5 protein-coding genes and 1 tRNA gene are annotated in these 17,176 nt (G+C 60.8%); all 6 read left to right on the top strand.

The window, feature by feature from the left end; translation table 11 throughout:
* Positions 1-9: 9 nt before the first annotated feature.
* A complete protein-coding gene (gene ileS / locus ACFPPA_RS11890; protein WP_377320100.1) occupies positions 10-2,871 on the top strand; it encodes an isoleucine--tRNA ligase in 2,862 nt (953 codons plus the stop codon).
* 49 nt (positions 2,872-2,920) lie between these two features.
* Positions 2,921-3,421: a signal peptidase II gene (gene lspA / locus ACFPPA_RS11885; protein WP_377320098.1), complete on the top strand. Its 501-nt coding sequence runs from the start codon at positions 2,921-2,923 to the stop codon at positions 3,419-3,421.
* Between the two features lie 89 nt (positions 3,422-3,510).
* Complete coding sequence (ispH, locus tag ACFPPA_RS11880; RefSeq protein ID WP_377320096.1) at positions 3,511-4,473, top strand: 4-hydroxy-3-methylbut-2-enyl diphosphate reductase; 963 nt, start codon at positions 3,511-3,513, stop codon at positions 4,471-4,473.
* A gap of 55 nt (positions 4,474-4,528) precedes the next feature.
* Positions 4,529-4,604 (top strand) — tRNA-Thr (locus ACFPPA_RS11875).
* A gap of 788 nt (positions 4,605-5,392) precedes the next feature.
* A complete protein-coding gene (locus ACFPPA_RS11870) occupies positions 5,393-6,115 on the top strand; it encodes a hypothetical protein (protein WP_377320094.1) in 723 nt (240 codons plus the stop codon).
* 21 nt (positions 6,116-6,136) lie between these two features.
* Positions 6,137-17,176 (top strand): calcium-binding protein (locus ACFPPA_RS11865; RefSeq protein ID WP_377320092.1); only part of this gene is annotated, 11,040 nt, incomplete at its 3' end.

Genomic DNA, 17,176 nt, shown 5'->3' with positions numbered 1-17,176 from the left:
ATCCAGGCAATGACCCACGACTACAAGAGCACGATCAACCTGCCGCAGACGGCATTCCCGATGCGCGGCGATTTGCCGAAGCGCGAGCCGGTCTGGCTGGCCGAGTGGGAGCGGGTCGACCGCTATGCGCAGATCCAGCAAAAGACCGCCGGTCGCGACAGCGTGTTCGTGCTGCACGACGGCCCGCCGTATGCGAACGGCTCGATCCACATCGGTCACGCGGTCAACAAGATCCTCAAGGACATGGTGGTCAAGTCGAAGCTGCTGGCCGGCCACCGTGCGCCGTACGTGCCGGGCTGGGATTGCCATGGCCTGCCGATCGAGATCGCGGTGGAGAAGAAGTTCGGCAAGCCGGGCGACAAGCTCGACGCGGCCGGATTCCGGCAGAAATGCCGCGAGTACGCCGCCGAGCAGGTCGATACCCAGCGCACCGATTTCAAGCGGCTCGGCGTGCTCGGCGACTGGCAGCGGCCGTATCGCACGATGGATTTCAGCTACGAGGCGGACATGTTGCGCGCGCTGGCGCGGATCGTCTCGAACGGTCACGTGGTGCGTGGCGCCAAGCCGGTGTACTGGTGTTTCGATTGCGCCTCGGCGCTGGCCGAAGCGGAGATCGAGTACGGCGACAAGGTGTCGCCGGCGGTCGACGTGGCCTATGACGCGGTCGATCCACAGGCGTTGGCGAACCGGTTCGAGGTGGAGGCGGGCGACGCCATCGTGGCCATCCCGATCTGGACCACCACGCCGTGGACGCTGCCGGAAAGCCAGGCGGTTTCGCTGGGCGCGGAGCTGGAATACGCCCTGATCGAAGGCCCGTCGCGCGAAGGCCGGCGCGTGTTGCTGGTGATCGCCGGGGCGCTGGCCGACAAGTGCGCCCAGCGCTTTGGCCTGGAGCAGGCCACCATCCAGGGCCATGCCACCGGGCGGGCGCTGGAAGGGCTGCTGCTGCGCCACCCGTTCTACCCGCGCGAGGTCCCGGTGATCCTCGGTGAGCACGTCTCGGCCGAGGACGGTACCGGTGCCGTGCACACCTCGCCCGATCACGGCGTCGAGGATTTCGTGGTGGCGCGCGAGTACGGCATCGACCTGCTCAACTACATCGAGCCGCGCGGCACGTACCGCGCCGGCACGCCGGCCGCCGACGGCACCGAACTGGGCGGCATGCACATCTGGAAGGCCAACGACGCGATCGTCGACGTGCTGCGCCGGCGTGGCGTGCTGCTCGCGTTCGCGAAGATCGAGCACAGCTATCCGAACTGCTGGCGGCACAAGACACCGGTGATCTACCGCACCACGCCGCAGTGGTTCATCTCGATGGAGCAGGCGGACCTGCGCGAGACCGCACTGACCTCGATCAAGACCGTGCGCTGGGTGCCCAGCTGGGGCGAGGAGCGCATCGCCGGCATGGTGGCCGGGCGGCCGGACTGGTGCATCTCGCGCCAGCGCACCTGGGGCGTGCCGATCGCGCTGTTCGTGCACAAGGTCAGCCAGGAACCCCATCCGCATTCGGTGGAGTTGCTGGAGCAGGTCGCGCAGCGAGTGGAGCAGGGCGGCGTCGATGCCTGGTTCGCGCTGGATCCGGCCGAACTGCTGGGCGACGAGGCCGCGGAGTACGAGAAAGTCACCGACGTGCTGGACGTCTGGTTCGATTCGGGGGTGACGCACTTCGCGGTGATCGGCGAGCGTCCTGAACTGCATCAGGGCACCGCGAGCCACTACAAGGTGATGTACCTGGAAGGCTCCGACCAGCATCGCGGCTGGTTCCAGTCGTCGCTGCTGACCTCGTCGGCGATCTTCGGTCGCGCACCCTACCGCGAAGTGCTCACGCACGGTTTCGCGGTGGACGCGAACGGCCGCAAGATGTCCAAGTCGCTGGGCAACGTGGTGGCGCCGCAGAAGGTGATGGATACCCTCGGCGCCGACGTGCTGCGCCTGTGGGTGGCCTCGGCCGACTACCGCAACGAGATGACCGTTTCCGACGAGATCCTCAAGCGCGTTTCCGATACGTACCGGCGCATCCGCAACACGGCGAAGTTCCTGCTCGGCAACCTGGACGGCTTCGATCCTCAGAAGCACCTGCTGCCGGTCGAGGACAGCCTGTTGCTGGACCAGTGGGCGGTGCAGCAGGCCTACGACGTGCAGCAGGCCGTGCTGGCGGCGTATGAGCGCTACGACTTCCCGGAAGTGGTGACGCGCGTGCAGAACTTCTGCACCAACGAGCTGGGCGCCCTGTATCTGGACATCACCAAGGACCGGCTCTACACCATGCCCGCCGACAGTCGCGGCCGGCGCAGTGCGCAGAGCGCGATGTTCCGCATCGCCGAGGCGCTGGTGCGCTGGCTGGCACCGGTGCTGAGTTTCACCGCCGAGGAAATCTGGCAGGCGATGCCGGGTCAGCGCGACGAAAGCGTGCTGTTCGAAACCTGGTACGACGGTCTGGCCGCCACGCAGGGTTCGCCGGAGCAGCGGCGCTACTGGGCCGATCTGCTGGCGATCCGCGACAGCGCCTCGCGCGTCCTCGAGGGCATGCGCAAGGCCGAGCAGATCGGCGCAGGGCTGGAGGCGAAGCTGGTGATCCATGCCGACCAGGCCATGGTCGAGCGCTATGCGCCGGTGGCGGACGAGCTGCGCTTCTTCTTCATCACCTCGGAGCTGCGGCTGGATCTGGCCGGTGGCCAGCCGGACAACGCCGTGCTGACCGAAGTGGAGGGCGCCGATGCCTGGGTTTCGGCTACGGTCAGCGAGGCTGCCAAGTGCGTGCGTTGCTGGCACCGCCGTGACGACGTCGGCAGCCACGCGGAGCATCCCGAACTGTGCGGTCGCTGCGTCAGCAATGTCGAAGGCCCCGGCGAGGATCGGCGCTGGTTCTGAGCTCGATCCCCATTTTCTTCGGGCCCTTCTTCCCTTACGCATGAGCACGATGACTACCAAACCCAATGCACTCGTCTGGCTGTGGCTGTCCGCCGCCGTCATCGCGCTCGATCAGCTCAGCAAGTGGTGGGCGGTGCACGCGTTGCAGCCCGTCGGGCTGCCGCATGCGGTGATCCCGGGGTTCCTGAACTGGACGCTGGCGTTCAACAGCGGTGCCGCCTTCAGTTTTCTGGCCGGCGGCACCGGCTGGCAGCGCTGGTTCTTCGTGCTGCTGGCGCTGGTGATCAGCGCGGTGCTGGTGGGGTGGCTGGCACGCACGCCGCGGCGTGACTGGCGCACGGGCGTGCCGCTGGCTTTCATCATCGGCGGCGCCATCGGCAACCTGATCGATCGCCTGCACGCCGCCCGGGTCACCGACTTCATCCAGGTCTACTTCCACCAGTGGAGCTACCCGGTGTTCAACCTGGCCGACTGCGGCATCACGGTCGGTGCGGTGATGCTGATCGCATTCGGCCTGTTCGCCGGCAAGCCCGCGGACAGCGTGCGATAATTCGAGGAACGAGACAGACAGCGGAAGCGAAAGACGAGTGACGGCCTGTTCCCGTTTCCCGCTTCTCTCCACTCATTCCCGAGACATCGATGGACATCCTGCTTGCCAACCCCCGTGGATTCTGTGCCGGCGTCGATCGCGCGATCGCCATCGTCGATCGCGCGCTGGAATCGTGGGGTGCGCCGATCTATGTGCGGCACGAAGTCGTGCACAACCGCTACGTGGTCGACAGGCTGCGCGCCGATGGCGCGGTATTCGTCGAGGAGCTGCATGAGGTGCCCGACGGGGCCACGGTGATTTTCAGTGCGCACGGGGTGTCGCAGGCGGTGCGCGAGGAGGCCGACCAGCGCCACCTCAAGGTGTTCGACGCGACCTGCCCACTGGTCACCAAGGTGCACATGGAAGTGGCGCGACTGGGCCGCATCGGCCGCAGTGTGGTGCTGATCGGCCATGCCGGGCACCCCGAGGTCGAAGGCACCATGGGTCAGTGGAATCCGGTCAATGCCGGCGAAATCCTGCTGGTCGAATCGCTGGAGTCGGTCGCCCGGTTGTCGCCGAAATTTCCGGGCCAGCTGTCGTATGTCACCCAGACCACGCTGTCGGTGGACGATACCAAGGCGATCATCGAGGCACTGCGCGAGAAGTTTCCCGATATCGAGGGGCCGCGCAAGGACGACATCTGCTACGCCACGCAGAATCGCCAGGACGCCGTGCGTCGACTGGCCGATGCGGTCGACCTGATGCTGGTGGTCGGTTCGATCAACAGCTCCAATTCCAACCGGCTGCGCGAGCTGGCGGAGAAGCAGGGCGTGCGCTCGTTCCTGATCGACGGCGCGGAGCACATCGAGCGCAGCTGGCTCGATGGCGTGAACCGCATCGGACTCACCGCCGGCGCTTCCGCCCCGGAAAAACTCGTGCGCGACGTGATCGCCCGCCTGCAGTCTTGGGGTGCCGGCGAGGTGCGCGAGCTCGATGGCGAGCGCGAGACCATCACCTTTGCCTTGCCGAAGGAGCTGCGCGTGGTCGGCGGCAAGACCTCAGCCGACTTCTGACGAAGGCGGCGTGCTTGCGCCATAGCGCTGCGCATCGTAAAATCCGCGGCTCTTTGCCGGAATAGCTCAGTTGGTAGAGCGGCGCATTCGTAATGCGTAGGTCGTAGGTTCGATTCCTATTTCCGGCACCAATATCAATGACTCACGAAAAAGGCCTGCCGTCAAAAGCAGGCCTTTCTCGTGCCCTAGCGTCCCCGTTTTGTCTCGTCGCACGCGGCGGAGCCCTAACCGAAGCGGATACCTTGATTTGAGTCTGGCTGAGCAAGGTGTATGGCAGTGCGTAACGTGGCAGAATCCAGGCGCTAGAGTCACAGATATGGCGCCAGTGGCCGCCAACAAGCCGCAAGATGCGAAGTCTTCGGGCGTAGCCGTCATTCCTGTTAGTGACGTCACCGCGTCCGTCCAGCAGGAAGATCTGGCGTCTGCCGCGCGCGGGCGTTGGACGCTTCGAGCCGCGCTGCGGTAGGCGCATAAAATTACGTTTATAGCAAGAACCTGCTTGTTGACCAGGCTGTTGAATTCGACCTTAATGTCCATGTGACCGGGCAAGCCGGAACACGACAGGGACAGGGGCTAGGGATGGCGACAGGGGATTTCATGTCGACGAAGATTTGCGTGGTGTCTGGCGCCGGAGATGCACGTGCGGCGCATTCCTGGCTTTCGGTCGGGTCCAAGCGTTGGCGTTTCCTGCGCGCCGCGGACGCTGCGGTTGGCAGAGACGGCGAACGGGTGGCGGTTGCCCGTAATCAGTCGGGGTTCGCTGATCGAGGCTGGCGTTTGGCGTTGCGGGGACTGACAGATTGCGATGCCGGAAGGCAAGGATCAGGGGCGACCTGTCCAGCAACAGAAAGACCAGGGGCTGATTGCTTCCGGCAAGGACAGGAGTGCGCGCTGACCCCAGTTCAAGGAGTTTAAAGGCATGAAAAGGAACTTGGGTCTTTTCGCTTTGGGGGTTGCCGCATTGGTATTCACGCAAGGCGCATGCGCTGGCGTGAGCTATCAGGAGGTCGCTAACTGGAACGATCGGGAATGCAATCGCTTCCTCGATATCGTCAAGGCATCGCGTATCAAGGACATGACAAACAAGCAATTATGCGACGCAATCACTATGCCGGTCACCGAGCTATTGCAAAGCGCGCAATTCAAGGAACTGGATTGGACCTTGGATCCCACGGCCAACGTAGCCGAAGTAGCCAAGAGCACTATCGAGGCATCTGAGCCAATCGACAGGCGACCGCAACTGGAAAAATCGGACGACGAGTGGTTGCGGGAAGTGATGAGGTTGAACGCGGCTCATCAGGTGACCGTTGCCTACGGTCGCGTCCAGCTAGTGCATAAAGCGTATTATGTGGTTCAGTTGACCGAAAAGGTCTGCGATGCAAGTTATAACGAGTACGGTCCACTCCCGATGTTTGGCTTTTTCTCAGATGCTAATCATCTCCATGGTGTGCCCCTATACCCGCCGGCTGGTGGACAATTAGTCTATTACGCTGGACACCCGGTGGCCTTTGTGTTGCAGCCAGAATGGGTGTCGGTACTGCGAAAGCATAGTCTTGCTGTATACATACAGTACATGGTAGATAACCACGATGGCTCTTTATCGCCCGGTGGAAAGTCGTGCCAAATTATCATTAAGAAATAGCATCAAAAAGGATTTTGAATCATGGCCAATGATTATCATTTGATTCCATCAAATGAGGCTGGTGATACGACGCCAGGCAATGAGGCAGGGTTCGTTGACCCGACCGCGCTCACAAACAACGGTAAGGGGTTCCTTGAGGCCTTCGAGGGTGATAGCCTGAAAGCCTATCCAGATGGTAATGGCGCGGCCACTGTCGGGGTCGGCTTCTTATTGAAGGGTAAGCCAATCTCTGAAAAGGACTACTTGGCGGAATTAAATATTCGTTTTGGCAGTGCAAACTACAGCGCTATAGTTAAAGCCTTGGATGGATCTTACCGTACAACCAAGGTTAATGGAATAACAACGACAGGATACGCAAAGTTGCAGGCGGCTTTGACGACGGCCAATGGCGGCAGCCCCTTGCCTTCGCTGACCGACGCTGAAGTGAAGGACTTGTGGAAAGAAATCGTTTTGACGAAGTCGTCGTCCGGTGAGTACGAAACGTTTAATAGATTGATATCTAAATCAAAATATCAAATCGACTCCGCAAATTTGTTGAACTCTACTGAGGGGGTTGCACTCTTCTCGCTTTCTTATAATGGGCTTCTAGCAAAGAGTCCAACCCTGCTGAGTGACCTAAATCAGTATTCATTCAATCGCCCCGATGCCTGGTTCCAAATTCGTTACGGTTCGAATCCATCATATTCAGGTGGCGTGGCGGCAAGACGATATGCTGAGAGTCAGTTATTTGGCCTCTATGCATCCACCGACCAGTCAGCGGCTGACGTAACGAATGTTGAGGCGTTGTCAATATATGCGGAATTTTCCAAGCAGAAGGCTGGTGACCCAAGCGCTACAAATAGGGCGGTCGCATTTAGCTATGAATATTCGCTATCCAGAGAAATAGGCCTGGCAAACGAAACGATCTCAGGCTCTCAATCGCCGATACCACAAGATGCTCCTGCCGTTGCTGGCCTACAGGTGCAGACACTTGAGAACGCGTTAGGGTGGGCCGCTCAAGAGCTCATCTCGAATTACATAACGAATGCATCATTAAATCCTTGGGTGGGGGATTTTGCGAACACGACGATCGATCCACTCGACGTGCAGGTTGCGGGCTCGCAATTATTTCTTGGGACTGACCTTCAGGCTTCGCACCGGAACGGATATGATTTATTCCAGAGCATTGACCCGAGTCGGTCTCTCGAGTACCAGAACTCCCTGCTGATCGCCCAGGCCGGCAACGATACCCTGGACGGCACAGGTACTGGCAACGACGCCCTGATCGGCGGCACTGGCGACGACACCATCATCGGTGGCACTGGCAACGACTATATTGTCGCAGGCACCGGCAACGATTCGATATCCCTGACTGGCGGCAACGATACGGTAGTGCTTGGTGAGGCCAGCAATCCTGGCGCCGGTGGACAGGATACCGTGTATGCCTCGGACGATACTGGATCGGTCACCTACTACGTCGGGCAACATGCACACGATACGTTGTACCTGAGCAACCTCGGTTCGACCCAGATCAACATCGTTTCGCAGCTGGGGGTTTCCAAGGCGCTGACGATCACCGCGCAGTCGATGGGCAACGGCACATGGTTTGATCCAACAACGAAAGACTGGATCACCAAGTCAGGCGCCACGCTGACGGTTCACTACGACATTGTGGATGCGGCGCCAGCAACCGGCGCTTCGACCAGCTCCGGCGGCTTCCTGCAATCCCTCGCCGACGCGCTCATTCCCACCGCGTCGGCGAGTGACTTGTCCAGCAGCAGCCTCGAACAGCTCAACGCTGCGGCCGCGCAAGGCGCGGGTGTGCTGACGCTGTACAACTTTACCGGCAGCAGCGGCGACGGCATTACGCTGGACACGGCACCCACCCCGGTTACCCCCACGCTCGCCGCCTCCAACCTCTCCGCCCTCGACCGCTACGCCCCCGGCGACACGTCCATCGTATTCGATAACTTTTACGGCGACGACGGCAAGCACGGCACCCAGCTCCTAGACAGCATCTATGGCTCGAACACGAACGGTGGCATCGCCAGTTATATCGATGGTTTCGGCAATGCCAGCTTCATCTATGCCGGCGACGGCGACAACACGGTGGTCGGCGACAACGGCAACTTCGACACCGTCACCCAGGGCTATGACAACGGCCCCAACCCCAACCTGTACGTACTGGCCGGTACCGGCAACCAGCTGATCTTCGGCAACTCGTCCGGCAAGGAGACGCTTCAGGGCGGCAGTGCTGGTGCGCTGGGCGAGTTCGAAACCATTTTCGGTTCCGGCGCCGACGCCTCGATCAGCCTGGGTACGGAAGATGGCTATGTGTTTGGCGGCACCGGTGCCGACACGCTGGATGCGGGCAGCGCGCAGTCCTACAACGTGGCGGGCATCGACACGGTGGATGCGGCGCTGATTGCCAGCGTCACCTATGATCAAAACAGCGACACGATCAGTACCGAGTCCGTTTCGGGTGGCACCCCAGACACGTACCAGATCTATCTGAACGGCAGCGCGCTGCTGGGTTCCTCGCTGGATCCGGGCGTGGCCGGTGCGACGACGCTGCCCGGCTCGCTGCTGATCGGCGGCACCGGCAACGACGCGCTGGTCGGCAACGTGGGCAACGATACCCTGATTGGTGGCACCGAGTCGGTCATTACACCATCCACGGGCGGCGCCAGCGTCACGATCCATGATGTTCTCATTGGCGGCGCTGGCAGCGACCTGCTGATCGCGGGCGATGGCAACGATGTGCTGTACGCCGACATGAATCCGGTGGTGTCCAACTGGGCGGACCTGGATCCGACCCAGTCCGACACGATCTACGGCGGGGCTGGTTACGACTTGGTTTATGGTTCCGGCGGCAGCGACTTTTTCTATGGCGGTTCCGGCAGCTTCAATGTGCAGGTTGGCAACGGCGCCAGCTACGTGTTTGCCGGCAGCGGTGCCACCACGGTAAAGGGTGGCAGCGGCGGCGACTATATCGAGGGCGGCTCGGGGGTGGACCTGCTGGTCGGCGGCACGGGCAATGACACGATTTTCGGTGGTTCCGGCGCCAGCTCGCTGTATGGTTGGGGCGGTAATGACTACATCAATGGCGGCGGCGGCGACGACTACCTGATGGCCAATGCCGGCCCGGCGGACAACAGCGACTGGGCGGACGCCGGCTCGGCCGATTCGGTCACCATCGATGGCGGTGGCGGCAATGACACGATCTTTGGTTCGGGCGGCTCGAACCTGATCTTTGCCGGTTCAGGCAACGATGCGATCGAGCTCGGCGATGGCTCCAGCACAGTCGATGCCGGTTCGGGCTCGGACACGTTCTATGCCGGCACCGGTGACGAAACCTTCGAGGTTGCCGACAACGGCGAACAGGATGCCATCGTCAATCCGACCTCGGCGTCCTCGATTACGCTGAACATGCAGGGCTTGAGTGCGGACGGAGTGTCATTTTTCAATGACGGCTCCGGCGACCTCGTGGTGGGCTTCGGTGGATCCTCGGTCACCCTGGTCGGGTATATCTCAAGCGGTGAATCCAACGTCTCGCTGACCTTCGCCGACGGCAGCTCGCTGGGCGCCGGCAATATTGCCAAGGCGCTCAGCGAGCCCGATGGAACGGTGGCGTGGGGCAGCAATGGCGCAACGGACACGATTACCGCCAACGATGGCAACGACAGCATCGGCAATTTGAGCGGTTACAACGTGGTATTCGGTGGTGCAGGCTACGACACGATCTACGGCGGCACTGGCTCGGACACCATCGAGGCGGGCTCCGGCGGTGCTTCCGTGATTGGCGGGATCGGCAGCGAGACCTACGTCTACAACCGCGGCGACGGCAACCTGGATATCGCCGAAGACACTACCAGCGCGGGGTCCGACCTGCTCGAATTGGGGTCCAGTCTCAGTGAATCGGACATCTCCTTCACGCGCCAGGGAAACAACCTGGTGATGTTGGTCGACGGCGGCGCAGCCGGCAGAATCGGCATCACCAACTACTTCGCCGCGCCGTCAGGGCCGGCGCATGCCGTGACCAGCATCGCGTTTGCGGACGGCACCTCGCTGGATCTGGCGGGCGTGACCGCAGCCCTGGTCTACAACAACGCCTATATCACGGGCGCCACTGGCAGCAATCTGTATCGCTTCGACGACTACTCCGGCAGCAACACGATCGATCAGGTCAGCGTCACGTCGAGCAACACGATCCAGTTTACCGCCGGTATCGACAGCAGCCTGATTGTCGCGCGGCGCGACGACAACAACAATCTGGTGCTGACGGACAGCCTCGATGGTGTGTCGGTGACCGTCGGCGGCTATTTCAACAACTCTCTCGGTGCGATCGACAGTAACTTCAGCATCAGCTTTGCCGATGGCAGTACATGGAATGCGCAGCAGATCCTGGCCGCCACCATGACCCCAAGCAGCGGCAACGACGAGCTGTGGGGCTCGGACGGCAGCGACACGATTACCGGCGGGCCGGGCAACGACACCATCATCGGCGTCTCCGGCAACAATGTGCTGACTGGCGGCAGCGGCAGCAACACGATCCAGGGTGGTTCCGGGGCGGACACGATTACCGGCGGCGGCGGCAGCAACCTGTTGCAGGGTGGCACGGGCGCTGAGACCTATGTGTTCCAGCTCGGCAACGGTTCGGACACTATCGTCGAGAACGGGGCAACGCCGGGCACCGACACCCTGCAACTGGGTGCAGGCATCCAGCCCTCGGACGTCACCTTTTCCCACTTGGGCGGATCGAATGATTTGCTTGTTCGGTTTGGCGCTGCGACCGATTCGACCGTCGTCGTGCAGGGCTTCCTCAACAGTGGGGGCAACGGCGTTCACCAGCTGGGTTCCATCAGCTTTGCCGACGGCACCAGTCTCACCGCTGCTCAGGTGCAGGCGATCGCGGCCAACGTCTATGCCAGTGACAATGGCATAGACACCATCCAGGGTGGCCCGGGCAACAACACGATCTACGGCGGCAGCGGCAGCGACACGCTGATCGGCGGCTCCGGTACCAACCTGATCATCGGTGGCTCCGGCACCGAGCTGATTGAAGGCGGCAGTGGCTACAACACGCTGATCGGCGGCGCCGGCAGCGACACCATCATCGCCGGCCCCAACGGTGACTTGATCGATACCGGAACAGGCAGGGCGCTGGTGGAAACCGGTGCCGGCAACGACACCGTCGACACCACGGGCGGGGTCGATACGCTGCAGCCAAGCAATGGCAATGACACCTACCAGTTTGGCGTCGGTTCGGGTCAGGATACGCTGCAGGATTACGCCTACTATCCGAAGACTGGCGCCGACACATTACTTATCGGCGCAGGACTGACCGCCAACGATCTGACCTTTACTCGGGTAGGCACGCCAGGCAGCAGCAATGACGCTCTGGTAGTGGGGGTCAAGGGCACCAAGGATTCCTTCACGATCGAAGGCTATTTTTCGTATCAGGACCTTGCCAAGAACAGCTCGCCACTGAGTCTGCAGTTTCAAGATGGCAGCTCGCTGAGCTTCGGTCAGGTGCAGACACTGGCCAACGCACAGTCGGACTGGAATGGGGCGGTCAGTTCACTCGATCCGGCACCGAACTCCGCTCAGCCTGCAAACGTCCTGCAGGGTCGGGAGTTCGCCCGCGGCGACGGCGCGATGGTGCTTGATCCAGGGTTGAACATCAGCGCCGACAATGTGGCGAATGGCTTTGGCTCGAATTTCTATCTTGCCCCAGGGATACGCCCGCAGGACGTGTCGTTGACGGCCGATGGCGACAGTGTGCTGCTGAGCATCAAGGGCACCAGTGACTCTCTGTATATCCCGGGCTTGCTCGACGCCGGTGTCGACGGCTACGCATTGACCGATATCAACTTCTATGATGGCACGGTGTGGGATCTGCCCGCAGTGCTGCAACACATCAGTTATGGAACGGGTTCGCTTTCGGCCGCCGGCCAGGTGATCAACGCGACCACCGGCGCTGAAACTTTGGCAGCGGCCGGGCCCAACGACACCATCAACGCGATCGCTGGCGACACGGTCGGCTTCGGCTATGGCGATGGTCAAACTGTGCTGAACATGGCGCCCGACAACTCGGGCGGCAATAGTGGCCTCAGTACAGTAGTGCTGGGTGCAGGGATTTTGCCGAGTGACGTGGGCATCAGTCTTTCCGATTTCGGTATCTCCCTCACGCTCAAGGATACGGGGGAAAGCCTCGCGGTCGATGGTGAATCCTGGGATGCTTGGTACCCCTCCATTGGACAAGTGCAGTTCGCGAATGGCACGGTGTGGGACGGCAACAACATTCAGGCGATGATCGATATAGGTCAGCCGGTTGAGCTGACGGATAACAGCGAATCGCCGCAGCTATCGGCAATCATCCAAGCCTTGCCGGTTGGTACCAGCGTGCTGTTCGGCGGCGTCAACGGGGCCACGCTCGATCTAGGTCCCAGCAATGCGCTTGTTGTCATCGATGATGGCTATGGTTACCAAAACGACAACGCCAGTACGACCCTGAACTATGGGATAGACGACGGAAACGTCACCATCGATGACATACACGCAAATCAAGGTTACAGTTTCGGTAACGTCAGTGGTCCAAACACGATCCAGTTTGGCAGCGGCTTGATCGCATCCGACATCGCAGTTTCGGGCACCGTTGACCATAGCCAACATCTTGATTCGTATGACAGCACCTTTGCTTCGGATGGTGAAGGTACCGGAAACCTTCTTCTGACTATCAAGAGCACCGGCAAAACCATCACGATTCCGTACTTTCTCAACCTCGATGCCAGTGGTCAACTCGCGGTCGCGAGCTCGATATCCAATATTGCATTTCAGGATGGTGAGACGATCGATCTGGCCGCCCTGATACTCGGGGGCGATGCGAACATCACGGCCATGCCCGGCGTGGTCGTCGGGACGCGTGGTGCTACCACCCTCTCGGGTACTGCCGGTGACACCATCGACGCGGCGATCGGCAATACGGTGGTCTTGGGCAGCAACCAGGTCATTACCGCTGACGCCTCCTCGCAAGGCAGTTCAACGCCGCCGGCCGAATCCACCTATATCTTCAACACTTCGACCAACGGTGACACCCTTTCGGCAAACGTCGCCAGCACGCTGGAATTCGCGCCGGGCATCGATGTGAGTGACGTCAGGGCTGTCAATTCGGACTATGGAACGACCGTCTATCTTCGGAATACTGGCGCGTATGTATTTCTTCCGAACAATGGCCTAACTACTACATTCTCTTTCGGCGACGGCCAATCATTTACGCCTCAAGAGAACGGGACCACTTTCACCGGAGCATTCGGAGCTGCCTTTTCGCCAACCACTCCTTTTGTGACGAGTGATGCATCAGGTGACCTTGGGTACTATGCGGCCGGCGTCAATGTCAACTATACCCAAGCCGCGTTTGTGCGCGGGCATGTGACCAATGCGGTATTCGGTGGCAGCACATGGAACGCATTCGACGCTTCCGCGACGGATATTAGTCAGCTTCCTCTCTCCATGCAGGCAGGCATTGACTCGTCGCTACTTTCGCAACCGGTCACCTTTACATTCGCGCCGGGCGCGACCGGGCTTTTTTCCAATCAGGAGGTGATTGCCAACTACGATGCCAATGAACTGATTGTCGACCTGTCAGCCGGCGTCACCGCTCAAAACCTGATGGTTTCTGAATCCCTTGGCGATATAATACTTTCTGTCGCGGAACCGGATGGAACGGTCAGCAGGCTGACCATTGACGGTTTCTACAGTCAGGTCGACGGTGCGTTGCAGGAAAAGCCGCTGACGATCCAGTTCGCCGATGGCAGCAGCTGGAACGACCAGGATATCAAGCAGGCGATCTGGCAGCGTAGCGGGGGCAATACCGACACCAGTCCGGACATGTGGATCGTCTCCCCCTCAGCGCAACCGATCGATCTGACAAAATCCGGCAATGGCACGTACTACCAGTACGTGGAAATCAAGAACGACGGGCCAAACGTCTTGCAACTCGGGCAGGACCAGGTGAATGCGGCCCAGGGCAGCGATACCTTCATCATTGCCACAAACAGCAATTCGCAAATCAAGAATTTTGACCCGAGCCAGGACATCATCCAATTTGCCGCCGGGATCGACCCCAGTGACATCGAGGTCGCCCAAGGATATGGCTTCGCGAATGCGGGGGCCAACACTTACAGCTACATGTTCAAACTCCGCAGCACCGGAGCGACGCTGCTGACTGTCAGTGGCAGCGGGCTCAATCCCAACGACAGTGCCGACGACTTCGTGCAATTTGCCAACGAGGTCACCTGGTCGTCGGGCGATATGGTGGGCACGCAAACCGTCGCCCCCAACTCGGGGCTGGTCATCAGCCAGGCGATTCGCGGCACCGTTGGTGATGAGTCCTTGTCGGGAGACATCGGCGACGACGTGATTGCCGCGGGCGTAGGCAACGACACGCTCAATGGTGGCGGTGGCCATGACACGCTTTATGGTGGTGTGGGCAACGACACTTTTGTGTTCGGGCCCGGTTCGGGCTACGACACGATCGTGGCAAGCAATGACGGCGTGCATGTCAACACCCTGGTCGTCACGTCCGATGTGACCCCGGCGAATGTTTCAGTGGTACGCCCCAACTCAGGCAACGACTTGGAGCTGATCCTCAACGACACAGGCGAAACGGTGTTGCTGCCCAACTATCTGGCCAGCAATGCCGCGCAGGCAGTGCAGGCAGTGACCTTCGCCGACGGCACGAGTTGGACCGTGGCGGATCTCGAAAGCATGGCACATCAGGGTTCCCAATTTTCTGCTTATCTGGCGGCAAATGCTGCGGACGAGTCGATCGCCGGCGGTGCAGGCAATGACACGATCGTGGGCGACGAAAACGCCGATACCTTGGCGGCTGGTTCTGGCAATGACCTGATTCAAAGTGGGAACGGCGACAACACGATCATCGGCGGCGCTGGCCTGGATACGATCGCCGGCGGTTGGGGCAGCGATCTGATAGTTGCCGGTACGGGCGACACATCGATCCTCGGTGGGCTGGGCGATGAAACCTATCGGTTCGGCGCGGCTTTTGGTCACGACACGCTCGTCGCCGACGTTTCCAGCGATGGCATAGGTAGTAACGTCATTGGGTTTGAAGCTGGCATCAATGCCAGTGCGGTGTCGTTCTCCCTGACCGGCGATGGTGGCCTGCTGATTTCGCTGGACAGCAATGGCGATTCGATCCTGCTGCCGGATCACTATGTCAATGGGGTACCTGTTGCCGACGTTGATCAAATTGTTTTTGGTGACGGCAGCATCGTGTCCATGAATCAGATCAACCAACTGTTGGTTGCATCGGGTGGCACGTCGATTCACTACGTGGGCGGGACGGTGATTACCGGCGGTGATGGCAATGTCGAGATATTGAGCGACAACGGCAACGACGTGCTCGTTGCGGGCGCCGGTAAGGACACACTGGTGGGTGGCAGTGGCACCGACGTACTGCAAGCGGGGACCGGAAACGATCAGCTCATCGGTGGTAGTGGTAGCGAGACGTATTTGTTTGGAATGGGCTTTGGTCACGACTCATTGACCATGAACGCCGCTGGCGTCAGCAATATGATTCAATTTTCAGCGCGTATCAGAGCAGCCGATGTGCGCTACCGGGTCAGCGGCAATGATCTGGTGATCAGCGTGGCCAGTTCGACTGCGGCCAACGGCAATCCAAGTACGCTGACGTTGACCAACTATTTCACCAACGGCGTGCCTTCGACTGCACTGAATCAGGTGGTGTTCGACGACGGAACCGTGGTGCCGATGGCGCAAGTCAACCAGGCACTGACGTCATCGTCCGGCCTGGATGGGACCGTGGTCCGGGTGTTGCCGGGAAGAGGTGTTGTGATCACGGCGCCCGCGGGGGATGACACGTTGACCGCCGATACTGGCAATGACACTTTGATGGGTGGCAGTGGCAACGAGACGCTGGTCGGAGGCAGCGGCAATGACACCTACATGTTTGGCCCCGGGTTTGGCCAGGACCGGGTGATAGTCAACGCCGCGTCGATCAGCAATACGATCGCGTTCGCGGCGGGGATCACGGCGGCGGACGTGAGCTTCAAGGCCAGTGGAAATAGCCTGGTGATCGGTGTGGCTGGCTCGATCGGCGCCGATGGCCAGCCGAGCACGTTGACACTGACGAACTACTTCAGCGCCGGCGTGCCGGTGGGCAAGATAGGTCAGGTCGTCTACAGCGATGGCACGACGGTGGCGATGACGCAGGTGAATCAGGCGTTGACGGGTTCCTCGAGCCTGAATGGCACGGCGGTGAAGATCCTGCCGGGCGGTGGTGTCGTCATCACGGCGCCGGGCGGAGCGATCACGCTGACCGGTGATGATGGCAGCGACACGCTGATCGGTGGGTCAGGTCCGGACACGCTGCAGGCAGGCAGTGGCAGCGATGATCTTCAGGCGGGTGCCGGAAGGGAGACCCTGATCGGTGGTACGGGCATCGACTTGTTTGAAGCCGGGACAGGGAATGATCTGCTGGTGGCCGGCAGCGGTGTCGAGACCTATCTGTTCGCCACGGGTTTTGGCCACGACACGCTTGCAAGCGCAAGCGATGCGACAAGCAATACGATTCAATTTGCAGCCGGTATCAGAGCAGCCGATGTGCGCTACCGGGTCAGCGGCAATGATCTGGTGATCAGTGTGGCCAGTTCGACCGCCGCCAACGGCAATCCAAGTACGCTGACGTTGTCGAATTACTTCACCAACGGCGTGCCTTCGACTTCGGTGAGCCGGGTCGTGTTCAATGACGGAACAGTGGTGCCGATGACGCAAGTCAACCAGGCACTGACGTCATCCTCCAGCCTGGATGGGACGGTGGTCCGGGTCATGCCGGGCAGCGGCGTGGCGATCACCGCACCTGCGGGGGACGACACCTTGACTGCGGACACCGGCAACGACACGTTGATCGGAGGCAGCGGCAATGACACCTACATGTTTGGCCCCGGGTTTGGCCAGGACCGGGTGATAGTCAACGCCGCGTCGATCAGCAATACGATCGCGTTCGCGGCGGGGATCACGGCGGCGGACGTGAGCTTCAAG

It is taken from the genome of Rhodanobacter ginsengisoli, assembly GCF_042657065.1.
In the GTDB taxonomy this organism is placed as follows: Bacteria; Pseudomonadota; Gammaproteobacteria; order Xanthomonadales; family Rhodanobacteraceae; genus Rhodanobacter; species Rhodanobacter ginsengisoli.
Note: the sequence above shows the minus strand (reverse complement) of the source record. Positions and strands in the feature narration are given on the sequence as shown.

Coding starts and splice junctions, on each gene's coding strand:
- ispH (WP_377320096.1), top strand. CDS start 3,511: ATGGACATCCTGCTTGCCAACCCCCGTGGATTCTGTGCCGGCGTCGAT.
- ACFPPA_RS11870 (WP_377320094.1), top strand. CDS start 5,393: ATGAAAAGGAACTTGGGTCTTTTCGCTTTGGGGGTTGCCGCATTGGTA.
- lspA (WP_377320098.1), top strand. CDS start 2,921: ATGACTACCAAACCCAATGCACTCGTCTGGCTGTGGCTGTCCGCCGCC.
- ileS (WP_377320100.1), top strand. CDS start 10: ATGACCCACGACTACAAGAGCACGATCAACCTGCCGCAGACGGCATTC.